At 38.2% G+C, this 23,496-nt stretch carries 19 protein-coding genes; 14 read left to right on the top strand and 5 right to left on the bottom strand.

What is annotated here, in order from left to right; all coding sequences use genetic code 11:
* The first annotated feature begins 4 nt into the window (after positions 1-4).
* From EGI31_RS05725 to EGI31_RS05690, 8 genes are all read left to right on the top strand, one after another.
* Complete coding sequence (locus tag EGI31_RS05725) at positions 5-490, top strand: hypothetical protein (protein ID WP_255036222.1); 486 nt, start codon at positions 5-7, stop codon at positions 488-490.
* 76 nt (positions 491-566) lie between these two features.
* On the top strand, positions 567-908 hold the full coding sequence (locus EGI31_RS05720; protein WP_255036221.1) for a hypothetical protein: 342 nt from the start codon (positions 567-569) through the stop codon (positions 906-908).
* A gap of 114 nt (positions 909-1,022) precedes the next feature.
* Positions 1,023-3,962: a protein translocase subunit SecDF gene (secDF, locus tag EGI31_RS05715; protein ID WP_255036220.1), complete on the top strand. Its 2,940-nt coding sequence runs from the start codon at positions 1,023-1,025 to the stop codon at positions 3,960-3,962.
* A gap of 80 nt (positions 3,963-4,042) precedes the next feature.
* On the top strand, positions 4,043-5,167 hold the full coding sequence (locus tag EGI31_RS05710) for a glycoside hydrolase family 130 protein (RefSeq protein WP_255036219.1): 1,125 nt from the start codon (positions 4,043-4,045) through the stop codon (positions 5,165-5,167).
* On the top strand, positions 5,164-6,654 hold the full coding sequence (locus EGI31_RS05705; RefSeq protein ID WP_255036218.1) for an FMN-binding glutamate synthase family protein: 1,491 nt from the start codon (positions 5,164-5,166) through the stop codon (positions 6,652-6,654). The genes EGI31_RS05710 and EGI31_RS05705 overlap by 4 nt, the downstream gene beginning before the upstream one ends.
* Before the next feature lie 83 nt (positions 6,655-6,737).
* Complete coding sequence (locus EGI31_RS05700) at positions 6,738-8,264, top strand: tail fiber domain-containing protein (RefSeq protein ID WP_255036217.1); 1,527 nt, start codon at positions 6,738-6,740, stop codon at positions 8,262-8,264.
* A 297-nt stretch (positions 8,265-8,561) separates the two neighbouring features.
* The gene (locus EGI31_RS05695; protein ID WP_255036216.1) at positions 8,562-9,110 is read left to right on the top strand and encodes a cupin domain-containing protein; all 549 of its coding nucleotides are present in this window, start codon (positions 8,562-8,564) and stop codon (positions 9,108-9,110) included.
* Between the two features lie 195 nt (positions 9,111-9,305).
* Positions 9,306-10,136: a helix-turn-helix domain-containing protein gene (locus EGI31_RS05690; RefSeq protein ID WP_310586171.1), complete on the top strand. Its 831-nt coding sequence runs from the start codon at positions 9,306-9,308 to the stop codon at positions 10,134-10,136.
* A 120-nt stretch (positions 10,137-10,256) separates the two neighbouring features.
* Here the strand turns inward: EGI31_RS05690 and EGI31_RS05685 are convergent, their stop codons facing one another.
* The 3 genes from EGI31_RS05685 to EGI31_RS05675 all read right to left on the bottom strand — a co-directional run bounded on the left by EGI31_RS05685 (position 10,257) and on the right by EGI31_RS05675 (position 17,293).
* Entirely contained in the window at positions 10,257-11,123 is an 867-nt protein-coding gene (locus EGI31_RS05685) for a transglutaminase family protein (RefSeq protein ID WP_255036213.1), read from the bottom strand.
* Entirely contained in the window at positions 11,113-13,674 is a 2,562-nt protein-coding gene (locus EGI31_RS05680) for a circularly permuted type 2 ATP-grasp protein (protein WP_255036212.1), read from the bottom strand. Before EGI31_RS05680 ends, EGI31_RS05685 begins: the two co-directional genes overlap by 11 nt.
* 217 nt (positions 13,675-13,891) lie before the next feature.
* Complete coding sequence (locus tag EGI31_RS05675) at positions 13,892-17,293, bottom strand: transglutaminase family protein (RefSeq protein WP_255036211.1); 3,402 nt, start codon at positions 17,291-17,293, stop codon at positions 13,892-13,894.
* Positions 17,294-17,504: 211 nt separating this feature from the next.
* On the opposite strand from EGI31_RS05675, the gene EGI31_RS05670 reads away from it, so the two are divergent.
* The 6 genes from EGI31_RS05670 (at position 17,505) to EGI31_RS05645 (ending at position 21,991) form a co-directional block, all read left to right on the top strand.
* Positions 17,505-17,861 carry a DUF1801 domain-containing protein gene (locus EGI31_RS05670; RefSeq protein WP_255036210.1) on the top strand — a complete coding sequence of 119 codons (357 nt, stop codon included), beginning with the start codon at positions 17,505-17,507 and terminating at the stop codon, positions 17,859-17,861.
* Positions 17,862-18,209: 348 nt separating this feature from the next.
* A complete protein-coding gene (locus tag EGI31_RS05665; protein WP_255036209.1) occupies positions 18,210-18,686 on the top strand; it encodes a hypothetical protein in 477 nt (158 codons plus the stop codon).
* A gap of 5 nt (positions 18,687-18,691) precedes the next feature.
* Positions 18,692-19,297, top strand: coding sequence for a DUF6915 family protein (locus tag EGI31_RS05660; RefSeq protein WP_255036208.1), 606 nt, complete (start codon positions 18,692-18,694; stop codon positions 19,295-19,297).
* Positions 19,298-19,481: 184 nt separating this feature from the next.
* Positions 19,482-19,934, top strand: coding sequence for a hypothetical protein (locus EGI31_RS05655; RefSeq protein ID WP_255036206.1), 453 nt, complete (start codon positions 19,482-19,484; stop codon positions 19,932-19,934).
* Positions 19,935-20,213: 279 nt separating this feature from the next.
* Positions 20,214-21,221, top strand: coding sequence for a hypothetical protein (locus tag EGI31_RS05650; protein WP_255036205.1), 1,008 nt, complete (start codon positions 20,214-20,216; stop codon positions 21,219-21,221).
* Between the two features lie 251 nt (positions 21,222-21,472).
* Positions 21,473-21,991 (top strand): DinB family protein, encoded by a 519-nt coding sequence (locus EGI31_RS05645; RefSeq protein ID WP_255036204.1) that lies wholly within the window; start codon positions 21,473-21,475, stop codon positions 21,989-21,991.
* A gap of 47 nt (positions 21,992-22,038) precedes the next feature.
* On the opposite strand, the gene EGI31_RS05640 is transcribed toward EGI31_RS05645, so the two are convergent.
* Together EGI31_RS05640 and EGI31_RS05635 are read right to left on the bottom strand one after the other, a co-directional pair.
* Positions 22,039-23,019: an integrase core domain-containing protein gene (locus EGI31_RS05640; protein WP_255036203.1), complete on the bottom strand. Its 981-nt coding sequence runs from the start codon at positions 23,017-23,019 to the stop codon at positions 22,039-22,041.
* Positions 23,020-23,132: 113 nt separating this feature from the next.
* On the bottom strand, positions 23,133-23,444 hold the full coding sequence (locus EGI31_RS05635) for a transposase (protein WP_255036201.1): 312 nt from the start codon (positions 23,442-23,444) through the stop codon (positions 23,133-23,135).
* Positions 23,445-23,496 lie beyond the last annotated feature (52 nt).

The following is a 23,496-nucleotide window of genomic DNA, read 5'->3' as shown; positions in this document are numbered from 1 at the left end:
TTTTATGAAAAATACAATCACCGTATTATTGATTTTTGGCCTAATATCTTGCGGACAAGTAAAACGTGTAGATACTGCCGAGGTGAAACAGCTGATGTCGGACTATAAAATAAAAAAAGTCAACCAGGAGGAAATCGTTGACGTGGCCAATAGCTTGGGAAAATCGATTTCTGAGAAATTCAATGGTAACCTCAACATTGAATGTGCTGACAAAATCACTTTGGAAGGCACTGAAGTTGAATTGATAGATTTGAGTTTGGTAACAGCAGAAGCCTTGAAAAATGGAAAAATCGGCGAAATACTTGAGGCATACAAATTCAGTAAGGAGCAAAAACAGTTAATCGGTGATAATATCCAGAAAGTCAACGATACACTTTATTTATACAGTTTTCCTATCAACACAAATTCACTGGTTTATAAAAACTGCAAGAAAGATTTAGGTTTCATTATGATGTCCAAAAAGGCATTGGTGAAGTCCGTAAAAAAGTAAGAATTCCGGGAAATATTAATTTTTGGCACATTTCTTGACTTTTTCTTTGAAGGTTTTGTACTTTTGTGCTTCCAAAATGAGAAAAAACAACATCATATCGAAGATTATCGGGCTATTAATGCTCGTAAGCGTGTTTTCAGCACACGTGGCTTCGGCTAGTTATGTTCCTCAACCACAATCCGAATCTTCCGAAAAGGACAAAAAAGAGAAAGAAACTCCTGTAGTTCAGCAAATCAGCCACGAATCCGTAGTTCCTTCTTATGATTTCTCTTTCGAAGAATTCCAGCTGGTATTTGACCAAAACTTTATATTTGGCTACGAACAAAATGCTCCGTTTGTAAAGCCATTCTTCGATTTTTTTAGAAATTCTTATTTCGACAAGCTTTTTGAGCATCATATTGCCATAAACGCACCCTGATACTTCATCATTCTTCGTAATTCTTAGCTTTTAAACCATAAAAAGCACAATGTCCCTATGTGCTATATTTTCAATTAAACATCCTCTTTTGGGAAAAGGATACAATCATTATTTATGAAAAACAGATTAGGTATATTAGTACTATTTGTTGTTTTCTCTCTGATCAGTGTTTATTACTTGGTAAGAACATGGAAAGTAAACGACATCAGAAAAGAAGCCGCAGCTTACGCGACAGGCAAAGATGGCAAGATAGATGCCAGCAAAAAACAAAGATATTTAGACTCCTTGTGGAAACAGGATGTGTTCTTGGGATCAACTCTAGAAGAACTAAGCAAGCAAGAACTTGGACTTGGACTTGACCTTCAAGGAGGTATGCACGTGATATTGGAAGTTTCTCCAACCGAAATCATAAAAACATTGGCCAAAGGCTCACGTGACCCAAGAGTAGCGATTGCAGTAGAGGCAGCCAAAAAAGCAGCCGTTACCAGCAGCACAAACTTCGTGGATTTGTTCGTTGCTGAGTATAGAAAATTAGCCAAAGACACTAAATTGGCCTCAATTTTCTCTAATACTTCAAACAGAGACGTTCTAAACCTCAACTCATCTGATGCAGAGGTTATTAGATATGTAAAGGCGGAAGTTGATGGGGCTTTTGACCGTTCATATAAAGTTATTCAAACAAGGGTAGATAAATTTGGTGTAGCCAACCCTAACCTTTCTAAAATACCAGGTACTAACCGTATTCAAGTTGAATTGCCAGGTATTGATAACCCAGAAAGGGTAAGAAAATTATTATCAGGGGCTGCAAAATTGGAGTTTTGTGAGGTGTATAGCCTACAAGAAATCAATCCTTCTATGGAGGCATTTTCAGCTTTGTTGACCAAAATAGACCTTGAGTCAAAAATTAAGACTGCTGAAAACAAAATAGCTGCGAAAGATACTTCGAAAAGTAGTTTGGCTTCGGCTTTGAAAACCAAAACCGATTCTACTGGAACTGATTCATTGGCTAACGCTAACTCATTGTCTAACATTTTCGTAGCATCACCAACAGGTGGTTTGGCTGTGAGATCAAAAGATACTTCAAGACTAAACGCCGTATTGAAACGCCCAGATGCTCAAGGAATTTTCCCTGCTAACTTGACTTTCCTGTATGATGTTAGTCCAGTAGAAAATCCAGTAACAAAAGAAGAAGTTGTACCTGTTTACGCTGTTAAGGACCACGGAAATGCTCCAATTGAGGGAGACGTTATCACAAACGCTAAACAAGATTATGACCCAATGACTGGAAAACCAGACGTAACCATGCAAATGAACGCCCTAGGTGCCAGAAAATGGAAAACGATGACAGGTGCTAATGTTGGAAATAGCATTGCCATTATTTTGGACAATTATGTATATTCTGCTCCAAATGTGAACCAAGAAATCAGCGGCGGTAGCTCAAGTATTTCTGGTGGATTTAGTGTAGAACAAGCTCAAGATTTAGCCAACGTATTGAAAGCCGGTAAATTACCAGCTCCGACCAACATCATAGAAGAAGCTACCGTAGGTGCCTCTGTAGGTGCTAAAGCAGTAAGTGCGGGTGTTTTGTCATCAATTTTGGGTCTTGTTGCGGTATTGATTTTCGTGATGGTGTACTATAGCAAAGCTGGATGGATTGCTAATGCTGCCTTACTGGTCAACTTGGTATTGCTTCTTGGAGTTATGGCATCTTTTGGTGCAACCATGACTTTGCCAGGTATTGCTGGTTTGGTACTTTCGGTGGGTATGTCGGTGGATGCCAACGTACTAATTTATGAGCGTATCAAAGAAGAACTAACTGCAGGTAAAAGCTTCATTACCGCTGTGGGTGATGGTTTTAAAAACGCTATGCCTTCTATTATTGACTCTAACGTAACCAACTTAATAACAGCCGTTATTTTGATGATTTTCGGAACTGGTCTTGTAAAAGGATTTGCGACTACTTTATTGATAGGTATATTTACTTCGTTGTTCTGTGCGGTTTTTGTGTCGAGATTGTTGTTTGATTATAATATCAAAAAAGGAAAGACAATCAACTTCAAAACTGCTTGGACAGAGAAACTTTTCAAAGATTCTAACATTGATTTTATCAAGAAAAGAAAATTGTTCTACATCATATCTTCTGCCATCATTTTAGCTGGAGCTATTTCTATTGGTATTAGAGGATTTGGATTGGGTGTTGACTTTAAAGGTGGTAGAACTTTCGTGGTGAAGTTTGAAAAAACCGTAAACACTGAAGAAGTAAGAACTGTAGTTGAAGGTGTGTTTCCTGGCTCAAACGCGGAGGTGAAAACTTACGGCGGATTTGACCAAGTAATGGTAACCTCAGCCTACAAAATAGATAACACTGAGCCAGAAGTAGAGAAACAAATCACAGCAGAATTAGGTAAAGCAGTGGCTTCGGTAAATGGCAACAAAGGTAAAGTGATGTCCTTCTCTAAAGTAGGTGCAACCATCGCTAACGATACGATCTGGTCATCATTGAAAGCGATTCTTTATGCTTTGATATTGACATTTATTTACATCTATATCAGATTTAGAAGCGTAGCCTTTGGTTTTGGTGCGGTTGTGGCCTTATTCCATGACGTATTGGTTATCTTGGGTATCTTCTCTATCCTTAACGGTATTTTGCCATTCTCTTTAGACATTGACCAAGCATTTGTGGGTGCGGTATTGACCTTGATGGGTTACTCAATGAGTGATACTGTCGTAATTTTTGACCGTATTCGTGAATACCTCAGAGAGAAAGGATCGAGCAAAGAGCCAATCGAAACCACTATCAATAACGCCTTGAACAGTACTTTGAGTAGAACAGCCGTAACGGGTGTGGCTACCTTGTTGGTATTGTTGATATTATTGATTTTCGGTGGTGAAACCATCAGAGGCTTTATATTCGCCATGTTTATTGGTGTAATTGTAGGTACTTACTCATCATTATTTATTGCTGCTCCGATAGTTGTTGATGCTATGCAAAGACGTCTTGAAAAAGACGGTGATGCTATGAAAGTAGTTCCAGCTGTAGAAGTTAAGAAATAAGAATAATATTTTGTTTTTTCAGGAAAAGCTCGGTTATGCCGAGCTTTTTTTGTTTTTTAGAGGTTTCAAATAACAACCTTATGAAACTCAAAAACTTCGTGCTTTTGGCCTTGTTTTTCACAACTTGGTCATGCAAGACTTCGCAAACGGGCATTTCGCAAATTGATTTTGATGCTTTCAAAAAAACAGAAATTAATCCAATATTAAAAGCCGATTCTACTTTCGTATTTGATTGCCCGATGAAAAAAACAACCGTAAAATGGCAGAGAGCCGATGTTTTTAACCCAGCAGCGGTTGTGAAAGATGGTAAAGTAATGCTTCTCTATAGAGCTGAAGATAATCCAAAGGCACATTTGGGTGGCAGAACGTCAAGAATTGGCTTAGCCGAAAGTAGTGATGGCATAAATTTCAAAAAATATCCAAAACCTGTTCTATATCCTGCAAACGACGATTTTTCTATTTACGATTCGCCAGGTGGTTGTGAAGACCCACGAGTAGTACAAACCACCGATGGATCATATGTAATGGCCTACACCGCTTGGAATTATGACACCCCAAGACTTTCGATTGCCTTCTCCAAAGATTTAATCACTTGGGAGAAAAAAGGGCCTGCATTTGCAAAAGCTTATGAAGGAAAATTCAAAAACATGGCTTCTAAATCAGGTTCTATTTTAACCAAATTAGAAGGTAAAAATTATGTAGCAGCCAAAATAAACGGTAAATATTGGATGTATTGGGGAGAACATGGTGTAAACCTGGCGTGGTCGGAAAATCTTTATGATTGGTACCCTGAATTAGATAATTCTGGGAAATTGAGCTTTGTAATTCAAACAAGAAAAGGCTTTTTTGACAGTAATCTGACTGAATGCGGTCCGCCAGCCATGATAACCGACGAGGGTGTGGTATTGATTTACAATGGAAAAAATAGTGATTTTGCAGAAAATGCATCGTCTGAATTTCCACTCGGAACTTATACCGTTGGGAGAGTTGTTTTTGACCCAAAAGACTTAAAAACCGTACTCAAACGATCAGATAAACCGTTTTTAGTCCCTAGTTTGCCCCATGAGGTTACAGGACAATACAAAGCGGGAACTACTTTTGCCGAGGGTTTGGTTTTCTATAAAAACAAGTGGTATCTTTATTACGGCACAGCTGATTCCTTCGTAGGTTTGGCTATTTCATCACAAAAAAACAAAAAACAATGAATTTCGATTTTCCTTGGTGGGGCTATGTTTTGGTAGTTTTATTCTTGATTTTCCTTCGAGATATTTTTCAAAAAAAACACACAATACAACATAATTTCCCTCTGGTAGGGCATATTCGATACTTTTTGGAGAGTTTTGGCCCGGAATTGCGACAGTACATAGTAGCCAACAACCGAGAAGAATTACCTTTTAATCGCCAGCAACGCACTTGGATTTATGCTTCTTCCAAGACCGAAAACAACATGCAAGGCTTTGGTACTGACCAAGATATTCATGAGCCAGGATATGTTTTTATCAAACCCGCCATGATGCCATTTAGGCTGGACGAAAAGCATCCGTCTTTCAAAAAGACATCCTATTGCCCATCTGCCAAAATAGTGGGTCCGCACAGACAAAAGCCCTATCATCCACAGTCGGTGGTCAACATCAGTGCCATGAGCTATGGTTCATTGTCAGGTGCAGCCATCACTTCACTCAATTTAGGAGCACAAATGGCCGGCTGCTACCACAATACAGGCGAAGGTGGATTCTCGTCGTATCATGCCAAAGGCGGTGATGTAGTGTTGAATATAGGCACAGGTTATTTTGGGGTAAGAGATGAAAATGGGAATTTCAGCCTTGAAAAGCTAAAGACACTCACAAGTAAAAATCCGTGCATAAAAATGCTGGAACTAAAGCTTTCGCAAGGTGCAAAACCTGGCAAAGGCGGCATGTTGCCCGGCAAAAAAGTGACCCAAGAAATAGCTGATATTAGAGGGGTGGCCGTGGGTAAAGATGTTGTTTCACCAGCTTATCACACCGCTTTTGTGGATATTCCACAAATGATAGATTTCATAGAAACCATGGCGAATGCAACTGGCTTGCCAGTTGGATTGAAGTCAGCTGTAGGAAAACTAGATATGTGGGAAACACTCGCTCAAAAAATGAAAGAAACAGGCAAAGGCCCAGATTTCATAACCATAGACGGTGGCGAAGGTGGCACAGGAGCTGCTCCGAGGGCATTTGCAGACCATGTTTCCTTGCCATGGGTGTATGCCTTTTCAAGTATTTATAAGATTTTTCAGAAATACGGCTTAGAAAAAAAGATAGTTTTCATAGGCTCGGGCAAACTCGGACTGCCAGAAAAAGCCATCATGGCCTTTGCGATGGGTGTTGATATGATTAATGTGGCCAGAGAAGCCATGATGAGTATAGGCTGTATTCAAGCACAAAAATGCCATACGAATACTTGCCCAGTGGGTATTGCCACCAACAACAAATGGCTGGAGTCAGGCCTAAATCCCGAACTGAAAAGTGTGCGTTTTTATAATTACCTCAAGACCATCAACAAAGAAATACTAGAACTCTCGCACGCCTGTGGATACGAGCACCCCTCACAGTTTACGATGGAAGACATTGAAATATCGATGGGCGACAATAACCGAACTATTCCGCTTAGCCAAGCTTATGGGTATCAGAAAACGGAGGTGGTTTTTGGGGGATTTTGAGGGTAGTTATTTAAAACACATAGAGGCATAGGGAACATAGAGGACATTATTAGTTACATTTCAAACATAAATTCCATAGAAAAATGAAAAAAGTAAATTTACTAATATTAATTATATTCGTTTTTAGTTTTAATTGCTTTTCTCAAAGCATTGAAATTAAACCTGGTACCGTCAGGTTAAAAATGAGTACATCTCAAAGACTTTCTCTTACAACTCTATCTGAAGGTGAAATGGTTTTCGACAATGATACTCAAAGTATCTGGATTTGGAAAAATAACCAATGGAATGAAATTACAACAAATATTAGCCAAGCTGAAACTTTATGGTTGAAAGATGGGATTATAGGAGATGAAATCAGAAATACGACAAACAACGGATTCTGGTCTAAAAGTTCTGAAATTACTACAAATGATTCAAATAATCCTCCAACTGCACCGATATCGGGAAATGGCACAAGACTAATGTGGATTCCATCTAGAGCTGCATTTAGAGTTGGGTCAGTGTTTAATAACTCTAGAGCTTGGGATGCAGATAGTATTGGTAAATTCTCATTTTCTTCAGGCTATAACACGAAAGCTATTGGCCCGTATTCGGTATCTTTTGGGTATAATTCATTAGCAAAAGGGTTTGGTTCTTATGCATTTGGCGAAGCAAGCAAGGCAATTGGAGACAATTCATTTGTTACCGGGTCTAATTCAGTTGCTAACGGCAGAATTTCCATGGCTATGGGTTTCGGAAATATTGCCAAAGGAAATTATTCTATTGCCATGGGGTATCAAAATGAATCAAAAGGAGAATCCTCAACTAGTATCGGCTTTAGAAATTTCTCATCAGGGAATTCTTCTTTATCCATTGGTTTTAATAATCTTGTAGAAAATGATTATTCGTTTGCTATAGGTTCTGAAAATATTTCGTCAAATTATTTCTCATTATCTTTAGGCTATAAAAATCAAGCCACTGGAATTGCTTCTTTTGCAATTGGAAATGAAAATAGAGCTTCAGGTGTTCGATCATTTACTTTGGGAAATCACTTAAATAGCAACCAAAAAAATGGTAGTTTTTTAGTTGGAGATAACCCAGAAAATCCAAATAGTAACATGCTTTTAGCTGATACTAGCAACAGATTTCTAGCTCGGTTTGAAAACGGGTATTATTTATTAACTGACAATAATTTATCAGACCCTGTGAAGTACGGCGTGTTTCTATCTAATAAATCAAATTCTTGGAGTACCATATCTGATAGTACAAAAAAAGAACTTTTTCTAGCTTCTAATGGTGAACATATTCTTGAAAGTGTTCGGAAAATAAAAGTAGGGACATGGAATTATAAAGGAGACAATGAAAGAAAAAATAATCGTCATTGGGGAATTATGGCTCAAGACTTTTACAAGTATTTTGGTCAAGATAAATATGGTTTTATAGGATGTGATACACTAATAGCTTCTGCTGATTTTGATGGCGTAACTTTCGCCGCATTAAAGGCTTTAGAAGAAAAAACGAACATACTATCAAAAGAGAATGTACAATTAAAAAATGATCTTTCCTTGATAAAAGAAGAGTTATTAGACTTAAAAAAACTTCTAATAAGTAGCCTTAATAAGGAATTTTAGGTTTTATTTGAGAAAAAATTAGATTGCGAGTTCTAATTTTAAAAAATTTAACATTGGCACAGATTGTAAAAAAAGCTTTACTAAAATATGCGTGTGTAATTATTAATCATAATCTCTATACGGGATTATCTTAAAAAGCCTCATCAATCCGCAAATACTCTATATATTTATGTGCCTATGTGTTTCAGAAAAAAACAACCCCACCCAAAACATGTCCATTTTTTACCACTAAACATATCCGCCAAAATCCAAACTTTGTAAAGAAGAATTATTTAAACCAATTTAATTTACAAAGACATGAAACGCAGAAATTTTATTCAAAACACTTTGGTTTCCTTGCCCATAGTGCTGGCAGCCAGTAAGGTAAACGCCAAAATTCGAAACAAAAAGGGTTTTAAAGTAGAAGCTGGGAAGGATAGATTTAACCAGCCAATAAAATACCGAGGTGTAAATCCCAACGACGTAAAAATCTCCTCCAAAGATACCGACGGACAACTGACAGTTTTGGAATATGTGGGTTTTGAGAAAATTGGCCCGCCGCTTCACGTACATTATGAGCAAGACGAAATATTCTATGTAGTTGAAGGAGAATACATTTTTCAATTAGACACCGAAAGAATGACCCTTAAAGCTGGAGATACTATTTTTCTCCCTAGGGCAGTACCGCATACCTGGGTTCAAACTTCAGACAAAGGCAAATTGGTGTATTTCCTACAACCTTCGGGTCAAATGGAAGAATTTTTCAAGAAAATGAATGAACTAAAAGGACCGCCAACCGAAGCCCTCATTCAAGAAATTCATCATGCCCATGGAATGAAAGTGGTCGGCCCACCCATTTCTATATAAAAAAACTATAAACCCAAAAAACTCATTTGAAAATCGGCTACAATAAAATTTGGTTTTATATCTATTTCCGAGCCTCTGCAAACTTATCACGATAGGTTTTTCGAGGCTCGTCATAGCTATTTTACCAAATATTATTTCGCCAGATTCTAAACTGAGCTTTTTGGGTTAAATTTGACTATCAAAAAAATATAGCTTATGCCATTTTTTTATGATTTACAGCCAAGTTTAGCTTTGAAACCATATGTTAGGCTATATAGGTTTATGCATTTACTGTTCACTGACAGTACTTTGCCTCCGGCTAAAGCCTATCCTCCTCGGCCCGAAGTTACGCTGAGCTTTTATCCGAGAGACTCCGAAAAAGTCAGCTACGAAGATGGTAGACAGCCATCATCTGTGCGTTCTGCCCTCATTGGTCAACAAAATGTGGTCAGTCATAGATTGGTTGGCAAAGAGTTTTTGATGGTCCAAGTTGTATTTCAACCAGGTGGCTTGTATCGCTTGACGGGCATTCCAACTATTGATTTGAACAATCAATATTTCGATGCAGAGGCGGTTTTAGGCAATGAAGTAAGAAACCTTAATCAAAGGCTGAGTAATATAGAGGATTATCCCAAAATGATTCCGTTGGTAGAAGATTTCCTGATGAATATGGTCAGGAAATCTTCTTATGACATCCGACCCATAGATAAAGTTGGCATAGCCATGCTTGAAAGTAAAAGCCATTATTCACTAGATTGGCTGGCCAAGGAATCTTGTTTGAGTTCAAAACAATTTGAAAGAAATTTCAATGAACGAATTGGCATCAACCCAAAATATTTTGCTCGAATAATACGCTTCGACAAGGCATTTAGAATGAAAAATGCTTTCCCAAATAAAGATTGGCTGAGCATTGCCCTCGAATGCGGCTATTACGACTACCAACACTTGGTGAGAGATTACAAAGAATTCACTGGAATGACACCAGCAAATTTCTACCTACAAGACACCCAATCGCCAGAGCGAAAGTTTGGAATAGTGGAAGTTTGAAAGAAAAAAAAACTCCGTGAAAAACTCCGTACCCTCCGTGGTAAAAAAATAAGCAAGTACTGACACTCAAAAAGTAAAGTCAAAAAAAATCTTTGCAATCTATATGCCTATGTGTTTAAATCACACCGGAATCACATCTACCTCCACCTTCACTTTATGGCTTCCTGAACTGAAGACAATGCCTTTCATTGGAGCCACGTCAGCATAATCTCTTCCGTAGGCGGTTACGATATGTCTTTCACCCGGAATAATGTTATTGGTGGGATCAAACTCACACCAACCCATGTCAGGCACATAGACAGAAATCCAAGCATGCGATGCGTCTGACCCTTGCAGTTTGGGCCTGCCTTTGGGTGGCAAGGTTTCCAAATATCCGCTCACATATCTTGCTGCAAAACCCAAACTTCTCAAACATGCAATGGCCAAATGCGAGAAATCTTGGCAGACACCCTTTCGCTCTTTCAAAACTATTTTGAGTGGAGTATTGACAGTTGTAAACCCTGATTTAAACTGAAATTCCTTAAAAATCTTTTCGCAAAGTAGCCTAACACCTTCATAGTACTGATTTTCAGGCTGTAAACATGAGGCACCAAACGCTTTGATGTCATCGTCCCATTTAATAAAATTAGACGGCAGTTGATATTGCAAAAGCTCCACTTTGAGCGGACGATTATTTACAAACATTTGTCTTACCTCCGCACAAGTTAGAGGACTAATTATAGGCATGATTTTCGGCAAAACCTCTACATCGCTATTGGAAATCACCTTTAATTCAAGATGTGGCTCGTGCAAAGAAAAATAAGCTAGGGAGTTTCCAAAAAAATCTGTCCGTGTATGAATTTTTGCAGGACTCGGCGAAACTTCTAAGTTGAAACTGTGACAAATCTGGGAATCTTTGGTACGAGGCTGCAAACACAACACGCTTTGATAATTGTCTACAGGTTCTTCATAAGTATAGACCGTTTTATGTCTTAGCTTATATCTCATCAGAATTTATTTTTTCTATTGTATCTAATAGCGAATGCTGAAGTACAGAGTGACTAAAGTAAAGACTTGATAGACTGCCTGTTACTTTCGAAATCAAGTCATAGACTTGTTCCAATGTTTTGTCTAACTCGGTCCTATATTGGGTTTCATTATCTACTTTTACTAGGTTTTCAGCATCTATTAATTTTATGATGGTACTGGCCTCCAAAACTATTTTTTCGTCTATTCCTAATCTGTTTGCATTCGTAGATTTCGGCAAATGAGAAAGACAATCACTCAACCTATCTAAGAGAGAAGAAAGGGTATAAGGAAGGTTTTTCTCCAACAAAACCATATCCAAACCAGCCACCAAACTCCACTGCGACTTGTAAATGTGGCGATATTGGGTAAGCAAATGGTGATTTTCTAAAACGGCTTCCAATATCACGGACTCTACTTCTTCGTTGTTTTTAAAGCTAAAAGAAGACCTCAGCACGGAAATCAAGGAAAGAATCCGCTCAATATTTTTACCTGCTTCAAACAAATAAAAGCCATTGTCGCGGGGTAAGGTCTCGAAAACATTGCCATAAAAACCAAAAAGCCTGGTATATAATTTATCAAGTCGGTGACTCAACTGATTGATACTGTGCGTGTTTTTTAATGACTGTAGGCTATCTTCCAACAAATTTAAGATTCTTCGTGTGTCGGATGTCCACCTTTCGCTGACTTGATTAGCAGTATTGAGAAGCGACTGTATGTTGTAAGCAATTGAGCCTGCTTTCTTTGTATCATTTATTAGACTAAATAATTCAGGTTCAGGATTTTCAAATATAGCATCATCATTTTCTTCAGCAAAACCCGGATAAGTTTGGGTCAAATGCGTTAGAGACTTCAGTAAAACCACCAAATAGGCCTGTTGTTTTTGACCCTTGTCATTTACGTTTTCGTTGAGACGGTCCAAGACTATTTTCAAAAAACTCGTCAATGACATGGTTCGCTCATACAAACGCCCTACCCAAAACAAGTTCTCCGCATTGCGACTCGTCAACGAATTGTTCTGATGGCTATTGGTACTTTTCTTAACCACAAACCTTTCGTAATGCTCTGTTGGGTTGTCGGTTACAATCCAAGTGTCTTTTGAAATCCCACCCAGTTGATTCGAAATCACAAACTTATCTTTTACCGACGAACTTCTAGTTAACCCGCCCTGCAGAACCTTATAGTCTGAGCCATCAGACACCATAAATGCACGAATAGCTGCAAAACGCGGCTCCAACTTACCGTCAATAAATGATGGCGTTGTAGAAAGGCTTACTTCTTCTTGGGCAACAAATTCCTTCGGATTTTGAATAATCATTTGACGAAGCTCCTCCAATTCAGCACTGCTAAGCAAACGACAATATCGAGTTCTGAAACCTTGTTTTCTATTGGCTTTTTTTATGATTAACCTCGGCAAATTGCTCAAAACGAAGTTCAATTCTTTGGGTTGTCCGCACCACCAAGTTGCCACAGAATTCATCAAGAGAGATTCATTCATCAAGAACCTACAGGCATTTTCCATGAAAGCCATCAAACCGTAATTTTCTACCACACTGGCACCTGGAGGATTTATAACGGCCACATTGCCCATTCGCATCACTTGAAGTAATCCAGGAACTCCCAAAAGTGAGTTTTGTCTCAGTTCTAAAGGATCGCACCATTCGTCATCCACACGGCGAATGATTACATCCACGCGTTCCAGTCCTTCTAGCGATTTCAGCCAAACAAATCCGTCTCTAACCAAGAGGTCACTGCCTTGTACAAGCGTATATCCCAAATAAGAGGACAAATACACATGCTCAAAATAGGTTTCATTTCCTGGGCCGGGGGTCAGAAAAACTACATTGGGGTTTTCGTTTGAAATATTGCCTAAGGTAGCCACCGTTTGCTGGAGGTGATTAAAATAAGGCGAGAGTCTGTTTCTGTAAATATTTTTATTGAGCTCAGGAAAAACCTTGGCCATCACTGTGCGGTTCTCAAGAGCGTAACCCGAGCCCGAAGGCGATTGTGTGCGGTTATCGAGCAACCACATCTTGCCATCCGGCCCACGAGCCATGTCGCATGCATACATAATAAGCTGATTTTGAAACTTTTGCTTCAAATCAAAGCAAGGCAGCATGAAGCCCGTATTGTCAAAAACCAGCTCTGCTGGTATAATGGCATTTTTGATTAGATTCTGAGGACCATAAATATCTTTTAGAATCAAATCGAGTAATTGAGCTCTTTGTTTGATGCCTTTTTCTATCGTTTTCCATTCAGTTTCATGGATTAAAAAAGGAATCGGATCGAGTTTCCAGGCTCTATTGGCACCATTTTCGGAGTTATAAACATTATAGGTAACACCGTTTTCCTTAAGTTTTTCAATAATTTCTTTATTTCGAAGCTCCAAACCATCCAATCCAACAGTTTCTAATGTATCAAAGAGACTCTTCCAATAAGGTTTTACCTGACCTTTGGGGTCAAGTACCTCATCATAAGAGTTTATGGCACTTTTATAAGAATTGAGCAGGCTCAAAGACAAATCTTTTATCATTTAATCGGATAGGTGTTCTTCTACAAATTAATGCCTTTTTAGTTTAAAAACCAATAAATTCGGGTTTAAAGCCTGAAAAAGGGATTGCTTTGCAATTTTTAGTATGCCTGTTTTCATTTTTACCACTGAAGGACACAAAGTTTAAATTCTTTGTCTCAAAAGAGTTTCACAAAGTTTCTATTTCTTCATCTTCTTTGCGACCTTGCGGTGAAAAAAACTACACCTTAGCCTTCCAATAATGCCTCAAATCCAGTGTACTTGGATACTCTGGGTTGATCAATTCTATAGGCGTATCGGGTAAAAGATCGGTTTTGTTTTGAGCTACAAATCTCGAAACCGTGGCCGTATTGATCACCGGAGCCGTTTGTTCTACCGTGCTCGACGGCGTATGTCCAAAGTCCCAGAAACGACTAATTTTTCTCGATTCTGCCTCAAAACTATTTACTGGATAAGTGTCAAAACTCCTTCCGCCAGGGTGTGTCACAAAATAGGTGCAACCACCTAAAACGCGGTTATTCCAGGTATCTACAATGTCAAAAACTAAAGGGACATCTTCGCCAATATTTGGATGTAAGGCAGACGGCGGACTCCACGCTTTGTAGCGTATTCCTGCCACATATTCGCCTTTTGTGCCGGTGCTTCTCAAAGGAATTCTACAGCCTTTACAGAGCAAAATATGGCGTTCTGGCACAATTCCAGATACTTTCACTTGTAATCTTTCGAGCGAAGAATCCACAAATCTTGATGTTCCAGCATTCGAAAGTTCTTCTCCCAAAACGTGCCAAGGTTCTATTCCAAGTCTGATTTCGAGCTGAATATTGTCCACCGTTATGCTGCCATGGTGCGGAAACCTGAACTCAAAAAACGGATTAAACCACGATATATCGAAGTCATAACCCGCATCTTTGAGGTCGTTTACCACGTCAATCATATCCAGATAGGCAAAGTGCGGCAATAAGAACCTATCATGCAGTTCGGTTCCCCAACGAATCAGCTTTTTCTTATACGGATTTTTCCAGAATTTAGCCACCAAAGCACGCACCAACAAGGTTTGCACCAAGTTCATGTGTTTATGTGGCGGCATATCAAAGGCCCGCAATTCCAAAATACCCAATCGGCCAGTTGAAGAATCTGGCGAATATAATTTATCAATACAAAACTCCGAGCGGTGGGTGTTTCCTGTAATGTCGGTCAGTAGATTCCTAAAAATCCTGTCTACCATCCAAAACGGCACCTCTTTGTCTTCAGGAATTTGTTCAAAAGCTATCTCCATTTCATATAGACGGTCGTCACGGCCTTCGTCAATCCTTGGAGCCTGGCTGGTGGGGCCAATAAACGGCCCAGCAAAAAGATAACTTAAAGCCGGATGGTGTTGCCAGTAGGTTATCAAACTCCGCAACAAATCGGGCCTTCTCAGAAGAGGACTATCCTCTGGTTTTGAGGCTCCTAGGGTCACGTGATTTCCTCCACCCGTGCCTGTATGGCGGCCGTCTACCATAAATTTGTCTGTTCCTAAGCGAGCAAAAAACGCCTCCTCATAAAGTGCCGTGGTATTGTCCACAATCTCCTGCCACGACTTGGCCGGATGCACATTGACCTCTATCACACCTGGGTCAGGCGTTACCATGAGTTTCTCTATTCTGTAGTCAGACTTAGGCTGGTAACCTTCTATTCTAACAGGAATTTGTAATTTTTCTGCCGTATTTTCTACCGAAGCTATCAAGTCCAGATAGGTCTCCAGATAGTCTGTCGGTGGCAAAAATACGTAAATAATGCCTTCTCGTTCTTCCACACACAAAGCCGTGGTAAAGGTGTCTACCTCAAACAATAGATTCTCCTTTTCGTCCTCTTCTTCGTCTTTTACTTTCGTTTCGGGAGCTTTGTAGGGCGGTGATACCAGGCCGTACCTTTCAGCAAGTGAAGTATGAAAATCACCCAATGGAGGCAATTCCTCAAACGGACTCCTCTCTACAGGTTGCTCACGTTTGTTTTTCGAGCTTTTGGGCAAAGATTCTAAGGGCAAACGTAAACCAATGGGTGAATTCCCGGGAATCAAAAAGCATTGTTGACGTCGAAATTCCCAAACACAGCTCGTCCAATTGCCTGTTTCATGTACCCATTTCAAAGGCAAAACAAAGCCTGATGGGTTGTTTAGGCCTTTTTCGAGAAGTTTTGCCAGTGTGTGCCTTTGCACAGAATCCTTCAAATTCACAGCCATTGGATCCAGATTCACGGGTAGTTTGCCCTCTTCCAACGCCCAATAAATGGGATCTTCGTAAGTAGGTGAAATATTTTTGGGGTCTATGCCCAAATGTTTAGTGAGTTCTATCGCAAACCGCTCGGCGTCATGAAACGTAAACTTGGTTTCGCCCTCTTTGGCTACCAAATCGTCGTTTTTCCAAATCGGCTGACCGTCTTTTCTCCAGTAAAGTGCATACTGCCAACGTGGAAACAACTCCCCTGGATACCATTTCCCCTGCCCAAAATGCAGCAATCCGCCATGGGCGAAGCGTTTTTTTAGTCTTAAAGAAAGGTCATAGGCCAATTTGCGTTTCAATGGGCCATCGGCAGTGGTATTCCATTCGGCAGATTCAAAATCGTCAATCGACACGAAAGTAGGCTCGCCGCCCATGGTCAGTCTTACGTCGCCTGCTATAAGGTCTTTTTCTACCACCTCTCCCACTTCCATCACTTTGTTCCACTGGGCTTCGGTGTAAGGCTTGGTTACACGTGGGTCTTCGTGAATCCTGAAAACGCTGTTGTCAAACTCAAACGACACATTGCAAACATCAGTCGCACCTGTTATAGGCGATGCACTGGCATAATCGGGTGTGCAGCAAAGCGGAATATGGCCTTCGCTGGCGAAAAGTCCAGACGTAGGATCTAAACCAATCCAACCTGCACCTGGCACATAAGCCTCTACCCAAGCGTGTAAATCTGTAAAGTCGGCTTCTGGACCAGATGGGCCATCGAGTGATTTTACATCTGAAGTCAACTGTACCAAATAACCTGACACAAAGCGAGTTGCGAGTCCGAAACTACGCAATACCTGCACCAAAAGCCAGGCAAAGTCACGACAAGAACCGCTACCTATCGTCAGTGTTTCTTCACAGGTCTGAACACCTGTTTCGAGACGAATATTGTACTTGAGGGCATTGTAAACTTGCTGGTTGGCATATACCAAAAAATCCACTGTATTGATGTCTTTTTTAACCGACATCTGCTCTATAAAATGCTTAGTAAGCTCTCCTACGTCTTTGGTTTCTAAGTAAGGCGTCAGTTCTTTTTGTAAAATGGTTTCGTAATTGAAAGGAAACTTTGCGGCGTATTCCTCTACAAAAAAATCGAAGGGATTGATGACTTGCAGCTTGGCAATCACCTCTACCTCAATGCGTAACTCGGTGGAAGGCTCAGGAAAAACCACACGGGCTTGATAATTGCCAAACGGATCCTGTTGCCAGTTGATAAAATGATTCTCAGGAAAAATCTTAAACGAATAGCCTTCAATCTGCGTGCGAGAGTGAGCGGCGGGTCTCAATCTAAAAATATGGGGCGACAGCTTTACGCTCCTGTCAAACTTATACGCAGTTTTATGCGAAATGGCTACTTTAATGGACATGTACTATTCTTTGGCTTATTAATCAACAAATGTAATTTAAGCCCAAAAAACTCAATAGGCAACAAAATGGGTTAGAAAATCCATTTAAAAACCTAGAATAATATTATTTTTGACTTGTTAAGTGCAATAAAGGGGGTTGATTGGTTTATTTGTTACTGGTTGTTGGTACACTGTGCAGAGTCAAAGTGGTTATTGGTTCAATTAGAAAACTATGATTGAAGATTTACAAAAATATTATTTGGGGCAAAATGAACCTAACAAAAGCTGTCTTTTGGCTTTAAGGAGTATTATTTTGGCTCAAAATACCGAAATTACTGAAACCATTAAGTACGGAATGCCCTGCTTTTTGTACAAAGGAAAAAGATTCTGTTATGTTTGGGTAGACAAAAAGACCCAAGAACCCTATATACTGATGGTAGAAGGAAACCGCCTCCACCACCCCGAACTGGAACAAGGCGATCGAGCCAAAATGAAGATACTCAGAGTTAATCCTAATTTGGATTTGCCTATGGGTACTATTTTGGAGGTTTTGCAAGAAGCTTTGCGATTGGATAAAAAAGGAAATTAGGAATTGGTCTGCAAAAACCGTTGAAATTTACACCCAAATAAACACCAAAGGATTTGACCAAAAGAAGAGTCCGATTAAGGATTGTGATAACTGAAATAATAATTTGACAAAAACAGAAAATAAATTACCTTTGAAAAGGCGAAAATAAAAAACACCTCTATAATGAAAAAAATATTTACGCAGCTTCCCATTTAAATGCAAGAACTTTTCTATTATTCAAATAATTCATTCAAAGTCAATTGAGAAATCTACGGAATTCAAAAAAAGTATTGCTTAAATATATTCGTTGGTGCCAATTTGAGTATCAACTATTCAAGATTTGTAAAAGAACAATTTAATTATAACAAAATGGCAAAATTCGTAATTCACAAAAAAGGTTTTTTCTACACAGATGAATCATGGGAAGATGTAAATGCAAACGGTACAGTAGTTAGTATTTTTAACACATTAGAAGAAGCCAAAGCCGAAAAAATAAATCAAGATATTATTTCTATGCAAAACTTGAAGGGTTGGGATGCAAGAGATTTCTTTTTTTATGATAATAATTTTGATACAAAAAATTATGATGAGAAGTTTGAGCAAATGGAAAATTATTATAAAACCGAATTTGATTTGACGATTACAAAAAAAAATTCTTTTAATTTTCCAAATGAAATTAATTCTGAACAAGCTAAAGTATTTTTGAATATTCTTGGATTTTCTTTTCACGACATCGTAGAATATTGTGATGAAGAAGCCCCTTCTCCAAAAAATCAAGATGATGCTGAAATGTCATCAGTAGAAGATGAAAGAGATTATGAAGAAGACGAATTGCAAGAGTTTTAATACCTATGAATTCCATTCTCCATTCTCAAATTTCGGTTAGACGAAGAGGCGGTAAAATAGAAGACTATTTGCCAATTCATGATTTCATTGATAGTACAAAAGAACTTTGTAGTGATAATCGACACCGACTTCTTCATACAATGTGGGGAATTAGAAGGGTGATTGTTCCAATATTTGGACACTCAATAATAAACGGTGACAACAAAACGGTTAATGTTAAAGACCTTTGTGAACAAGACCATATTCTTCCTGATTATCAAAATAAATTTATTCCCACACTTGGAGATTTTGTAAGTGCATTAGATAATTCAGTGGTTAATAATTTAGATTTTGACAGTTTTTCAGAGTCATATAAACATGATAAAGAGTTATACGATTTGCTTTTGTCACCATTAGCTAATACAGGTCGTAAAACATCATTAATTATAACTCATAATTCTTGGTTCATTAACGAAATTGTACCACGTATTTTAAAACGAGAAGTTGAAATTAGAGACTTTGAAATTATTCCGAGCGACATATTCGATAATATGAATTTTAGACTTTGGATGGACAATGGAAGTTCATATCCAGAGAGTTGCAAATTGACAGTAGGAAAGGTAGTCGGATAAACAAACTGCCACCAATCATGTCCATGTGGCAAGTGGAGCCGGCGGAATTAATTGTACATTAGGAGCTTTATTCTACATTTGTACCAAGACTGAGCAGAAGGAATTCCATTTCCCCACCTGCCAAAAGCCCTGAACGTTATGCACAAGTTTAGAAAAAATAAACATAGATTTACAATCTGCAAATATGGGATTTAAAGACTTTTTGTTCGGAAAGGAAAAAACTATAGCGGATACGAAATTAGGTTATCTAAAATCCAGAATTAGAAAAACACATCCATCAATTAGTTATGTTTGGGCAAGTGAAATTAGACTTTCGGGACAATTACAGGAAACTGTAATAATTTTAGAAGGAAATTCGTACGGACCTTTTAGAGAACAATTTGATTCCGCCTATATAATTGTTGATAATATAAAAGAAATAGCAGAACGAATTCATCTGGAATCAAAAAGTTTGAATTTAGATAAAACCAAGTTTTGCGGAGATTGGACAAAAGATTTCTATTTATCAGCGATTACACCAATTGACATAGGAGAAAGTAGTTTTGAAGTTGAATATGAATCGACAAATCCTAATGATAATAGCTATATTTTATTTACATGGAAAGATAATATCATCTCTGAAATTGAAATAAAATAGAAAACCTGTGCACAATATAATATATAAAATATTGGAGGATTAGATGGTTGCTTCAAAGTTTCCCGTCCCTTCAGAGTCTCCCATCAGGGGACTCTGAACTTGACTGGAAAAACAAGGCATTAGCAATAAGCAACGTACAGAGTCCCTGCAGAGATTCTGCTGAAATCAATTAAACAAAGCAGTTTAACTTCACCTTTGGTACATTTATTGAACATTTTTTACGGACAGAACAGTTTCAAAACCAGCCACATCGCAAATAACGTTCCGATGACGATAATTATGAATAAACTTAACATTGCATTTTTTGCAAGCATTTTAATAATAATACAAAGTTGTTCTCTACCTGAGAAAAATTTTTCAAGTAGTAAAGATTTGTCTGCATATAAAAAAACAGACTTTATTCCAACACTCGAGAATAAAATCAGCAAGGATAAAAATGCAATCTATTGCGTCTCATTATTGAATGCTTGGAACGAAATAAGAAAGATTATAAACGAACCTATTATTGTAAAAAATGAATTTGATGATTTGACATTACTTAATAATTCTAAATCCTTTATTGGAGTATTAAAACAAAATGAGTACTCCTCAAGCGGGCAAGTTGACGGTGATAAAATTAAAGTACAAGCTGAATTTAAGAATAACTTAAATTTTGAACACGAATTAAATAGTTTCAAAGACAGCCTTGTTTTTGAAAATACAAAGGTAGCTTCTTTTGGAACAAAAGGACTTGATTATATGTTGTGGAAGGTTATCAACATAAGTTACTATAAGAACGATGACAACTTCATAGTGAAATTACAACCTAAAAATAAGGAACACGAAATTTTACTTTTTAAGTCTAGTAATAACTATAATACTATGTCTGAAATGTATTATGAATTAATAAGGCTTACAAAATTGGGCATGGAAGAAGAAAAAGATGAAAAGCAAAAATGGAAATATGCAATAAGTGATGAAGATTTAATTGTCATTCCAAAATTCGACTTCAATATTGAACACGACTTCAAAACAATTACTGGTAAAACTATCATCGCAAACAAAGAACCTTTTTATATTGAAAAAGCATGGCAAAGAATTGCGTTTCATCTGGATGAATATGGATCAAGGATTGAAACTGAGGCGGAATTTGAAGCTGCTGCTGCAGCATTGGGAGGTGAAGAAAGGCCAAAACCTAAAGTAATGAAATTTGATAAACCATTTTTGCTAATATTAAAACGAACTGATGCTAAAAATCCATATTTCAGTTTATGGACATCAAATAGCGAACTCATGCTTAAAGAATAACTCATTTGTCAGGTCAGAGCTTCCATTTAGGGAACACTGAACTACACCGAAAAGCCAAACGCACAATGTATAAGCAACGTACAGAGTCCCTGCGGAGACTCTGCTTAAACAAAAAACTTCCAATTTTCCCAAATAATCCCTAATTTGGTTTCGAATAAATCACAGAGAAATCATGCAAGAAAAACAACTAAACGAACTGACCGACGAGGAATAAAAAAATAAACCCCAAAGAAAATCCAAAAAAACAAAAAATGGACAAACCAGAAAAAATAGAGTATAATCCGTATTTTCAAGACTATATAGACTTAGTACCTCTTGGAGATTTTCAACAAACATTTCTAAAGAATACTGAAAACACAATTGAATTTTTTGAGAATATTCCAGCCGACAAACATGATTACAAATATGGAATAGATAAGTGGACGATTAAAGAAGTATTGATGCATATCATTGATACAGAACGGGTTTTTGCTTACCGCACGCTCGTTTGTTTAAGAGGCGACAACATAACGCCACTGCAAAGTATGGATGACATGTTGTATGCATCAAACGTTGATGTTACGCACCGAACTATGGAAAGTCTGATAGGTGAATTTAAGGCGGTGAGAAATAATTCAAGTCTACTATTTCAAAACGTAACAGAAGAACAAAGTAAATTTTTAGGCAATGGCGTAACGCACAATTTCAGTGCGAGGGCTTTGGGTTTAATTATGATGGGACATATTTTGCACCACATTAATGTGATAAAAACTAGTGGTTTAGCCCCCTGAAATTCGGACTATTTTTTAAATGTTAATTTAATGTGTACTGCAATATACTAATTTTGTGATGGAGAAACGACCGACGGTGACCTTTGCACCGAAAGTAGATCAAGTGTATCGGGCCCGTGCATTTTGATAGTGAGCTTTTCGAGCTCGGGAGAAACTTCCCTCAGGCTTCCATTCCCCGATAGCAGGTAGTGGGGAATTTTTAGATTAAATCTTTTTGGCTTGTTCTGTTCTTCTATCATTTCTATTAAGTTTTGATTCCACAATTTCCAGAAAATTACTGGCGAGAGGTGATCGAGGCTTCCATGTAATCTGCTGTTATTGTATATTTTATAAAAATTCATCAGGTGTTTTTCTAGCTCGTTTAATGTTTTGAAAGCTTTGGCATTTAACGACCTTGCCAGTATGGAATGGAAGCTTTCGATATGTCCGTTTTCTTGTGGAGTGTAGGGGTGAGTAAATACCTGATTAAGGTAGTTTTCCTTAAAAAACGTCTGAATCTCTTTGGCAGCAAATCGGGTGTCATTATCATTTCTTATTTCGACGGTGATATCATTTTTAAGCATTTGATAGGGTTGCAGATAGTTGAGAATTATCTCTTCCCAAGCCTTTTTTACTTGGGCTGACTTAATTGAAAACGCAACCTCCCAATACAGCACTTTTCTGGTAAAACAGTCGATAACCGTCAAAATGAATGCATAACGTGCCTGTTCACTCACCCACTGAAACTTAATATCCATCTCTAATACCTCCAGAGGTTGATTGGGATACACTCTTCGATACTTGACATAGTTTTTGGCAGGTCTTTGGTTGCGGTCATTAAGTATTTGGTACTCCCGCATAAGTCGATAAACTTTCTTATGATTGATGATAAGGCCATCATGTTGCAGGCTGGCAGTCATAGCTCTGTAACCATAGCTGGTCTCTGGCAAGAATAAGGTGTTAATCATCATTTCTACTACAATTTGATTCGAAATAGGCTGTAACTTACCCTTTGAATCTATCCTGAGGGTAGTTTCTGTTGGTTTCAAACCTCGGTTATCAGTTAACTTTGACTTATAATAATACTGATGCTTGGTGATTCTTAATAAGCTAAATACCAGACATTTGCTTAACCCCAGACCAATGTACTTCCTGGCCAAATCTATTTTTTCGTCTGGGGATACTTCTTTTTTAGCAGTTCATCCTTTAATCGTATTTCCAACTCTCGCTCGGCCAACATTTCCTTGTATACCCTGAGCTCTTTTTCAAGTTCTTTAATCCGACCCTGAGATGCTTTGTTATTGCCATGGCTTAACCCAGATTCCCCTGACACATAATACTTACGCTTCCAGTAATAATAGGTCGTTGGATAAATACCATACTTTTCCAAAATTGGTTTCATACCCTTTTCTTCGCATTCCTTCAGGATCTTTAGCTTCTCTTGCTGAGAATAATTCTTCTTTTTCATAGACATAATTACAAAATTATTTTTGAATTTATGTCCGAGTTATTTGGGGTGCGTTACA

Source organism: Lacihabitans soyangensis (assembly GCF_024343775.1).
In the GTDB taxonomy this organism is placed as follows: Bacteria; Bacteroidota; Bacteroidia; order Cytophagales; family Spirosomataceae; genus Leadbetterella; species Leadbetterella soyangensis.
Note: the sequence above shows the minus strand (reverse complement) of the source record. Positions and strands in the feature narration are given on the sequence as shown.

Bases quoted from the DNA above. Each gene is read 5' to 3' on its own strand.
- EGI31_RS05710 (WP_255036219.1), top strand. From the start codon at position 4,043: ATGAAACTCAAAAACTTCGTGCTTTTGGCCTTGTTTTTCACAACTTGG.
- EGI31_RS05675 (WP_255036211.1), bottom strand. From the start codon at position 17,293: ATGTCCATTAAAGTAGCCATTTCGCATAAAACTGCGTATAAGTTTGAC.
- EGI31_RS05695 (WP_255036216.1), top strand. From the start codon at position 8,562: ATGAAACGCAGAAATTTTATTCAAAACACTTTGGTTTCCTTGCCCATA.
- EGI31_RS05650 (WP_255036205.1), top strand. From the start codon at position 20,214: ATGAATAAACTTAACATTGCATTTTTTGCAAGCATTTTAATAATAATA.
- EGI31_RS05655 (WP_255036206.1), top strand. From the start codon at position 19,482: ATGGGATTTAAAGACTTTTTGTTCGGAAAGGAAAAAACTATAGCGGAT.
- EGI31_RS05690 (WP_310586171.1), top strand. From the start codon at position 9,306: ATGCCATTTTTTTATGATTTACAGCCAAGTTTAGCTTTGAAACCATAT.
- EGI31_RS05700 (WP_255036217.1), top strand. From the start codon at position 6,738: ATGAAAAAAGTAAATTTACTAATATTAATTATATTCGTTTTTAGTTTT.
- EGI31_RS05635 (WP_255036201.1), bottom strand. From the start codon at position 23,444: ATGTCTATGAAAAAGAAGAATTATTCTCAGCAAGAGAAGCTAAAGATC.
- EGI31_RS05660 (WP_255036208.1), top strand. From the start codon at position 18,692: ATGAATTCCATTCTCCATTCTCAAATTTCGGTTAGACGAAGAGGCGGT.
- EGI31_RS05670 (WP_255036210.1), top strand. From the start codon at position 17,505: ATGATTGAAGATTTACAAAAATATTATTTGGGGCAAAATGAACCTAAC.
- EGI31_RS05685 (WP_255036213.1), bottom strand. From the start codon at position 11,123: ATGAGATATAAGCTAAGACATAAAACGGTCTATACTTATGAAGAACCT.
- EGI31_RS05680 (WP_255036212.1), bottom strand. From the start codon at position 13,674: ATGATAAAAGATTTGTCTTTGAGCCTGCTCAATTCTTATAAAAGTGCC.
- EGI31_RS05725 (WP_255036222.1), top strand. From the start codon at position 5: ATGAAAAATACAATCACCGTATTATTGATTTTTGGCCTAATATCTTGC.
- EGI31_RS05665 (WP_255036209.1), top strand. From the start codon at position 18,210: ATGGCAAAATTCGTAATTCACAAAAAAGGTTTTTTCTACACAGATGAA.
- secDF (WP_255036220.1), top strand. From the start codon at position 1,023: ATGAAAAACAGATTAGGTATATTAGTACTATTTGTTGTTTTCTCTCTG.
- EGI31_RS05720 (WP_255036221.1), top strand. From the start codon at position 567: ATGAGAAAAAACAACATCATATCGAAGATTATCGGGCTATTAATGCTC.
- EGI31_RS05645 (WP_255036204.1), top strand. From the start codon at position 21,473: ATGGACAAACCAGAAAAAATAGAGTATAATCCGTATTTTCAAGACTAT.
- EGI31_RS05705 (WP_255036218.1), top strand. From the start codon at position 5,164: ATGAATTTCGATTTTCCTTGGTGGGGCTATGTTTTGGTAGTTTTATTC.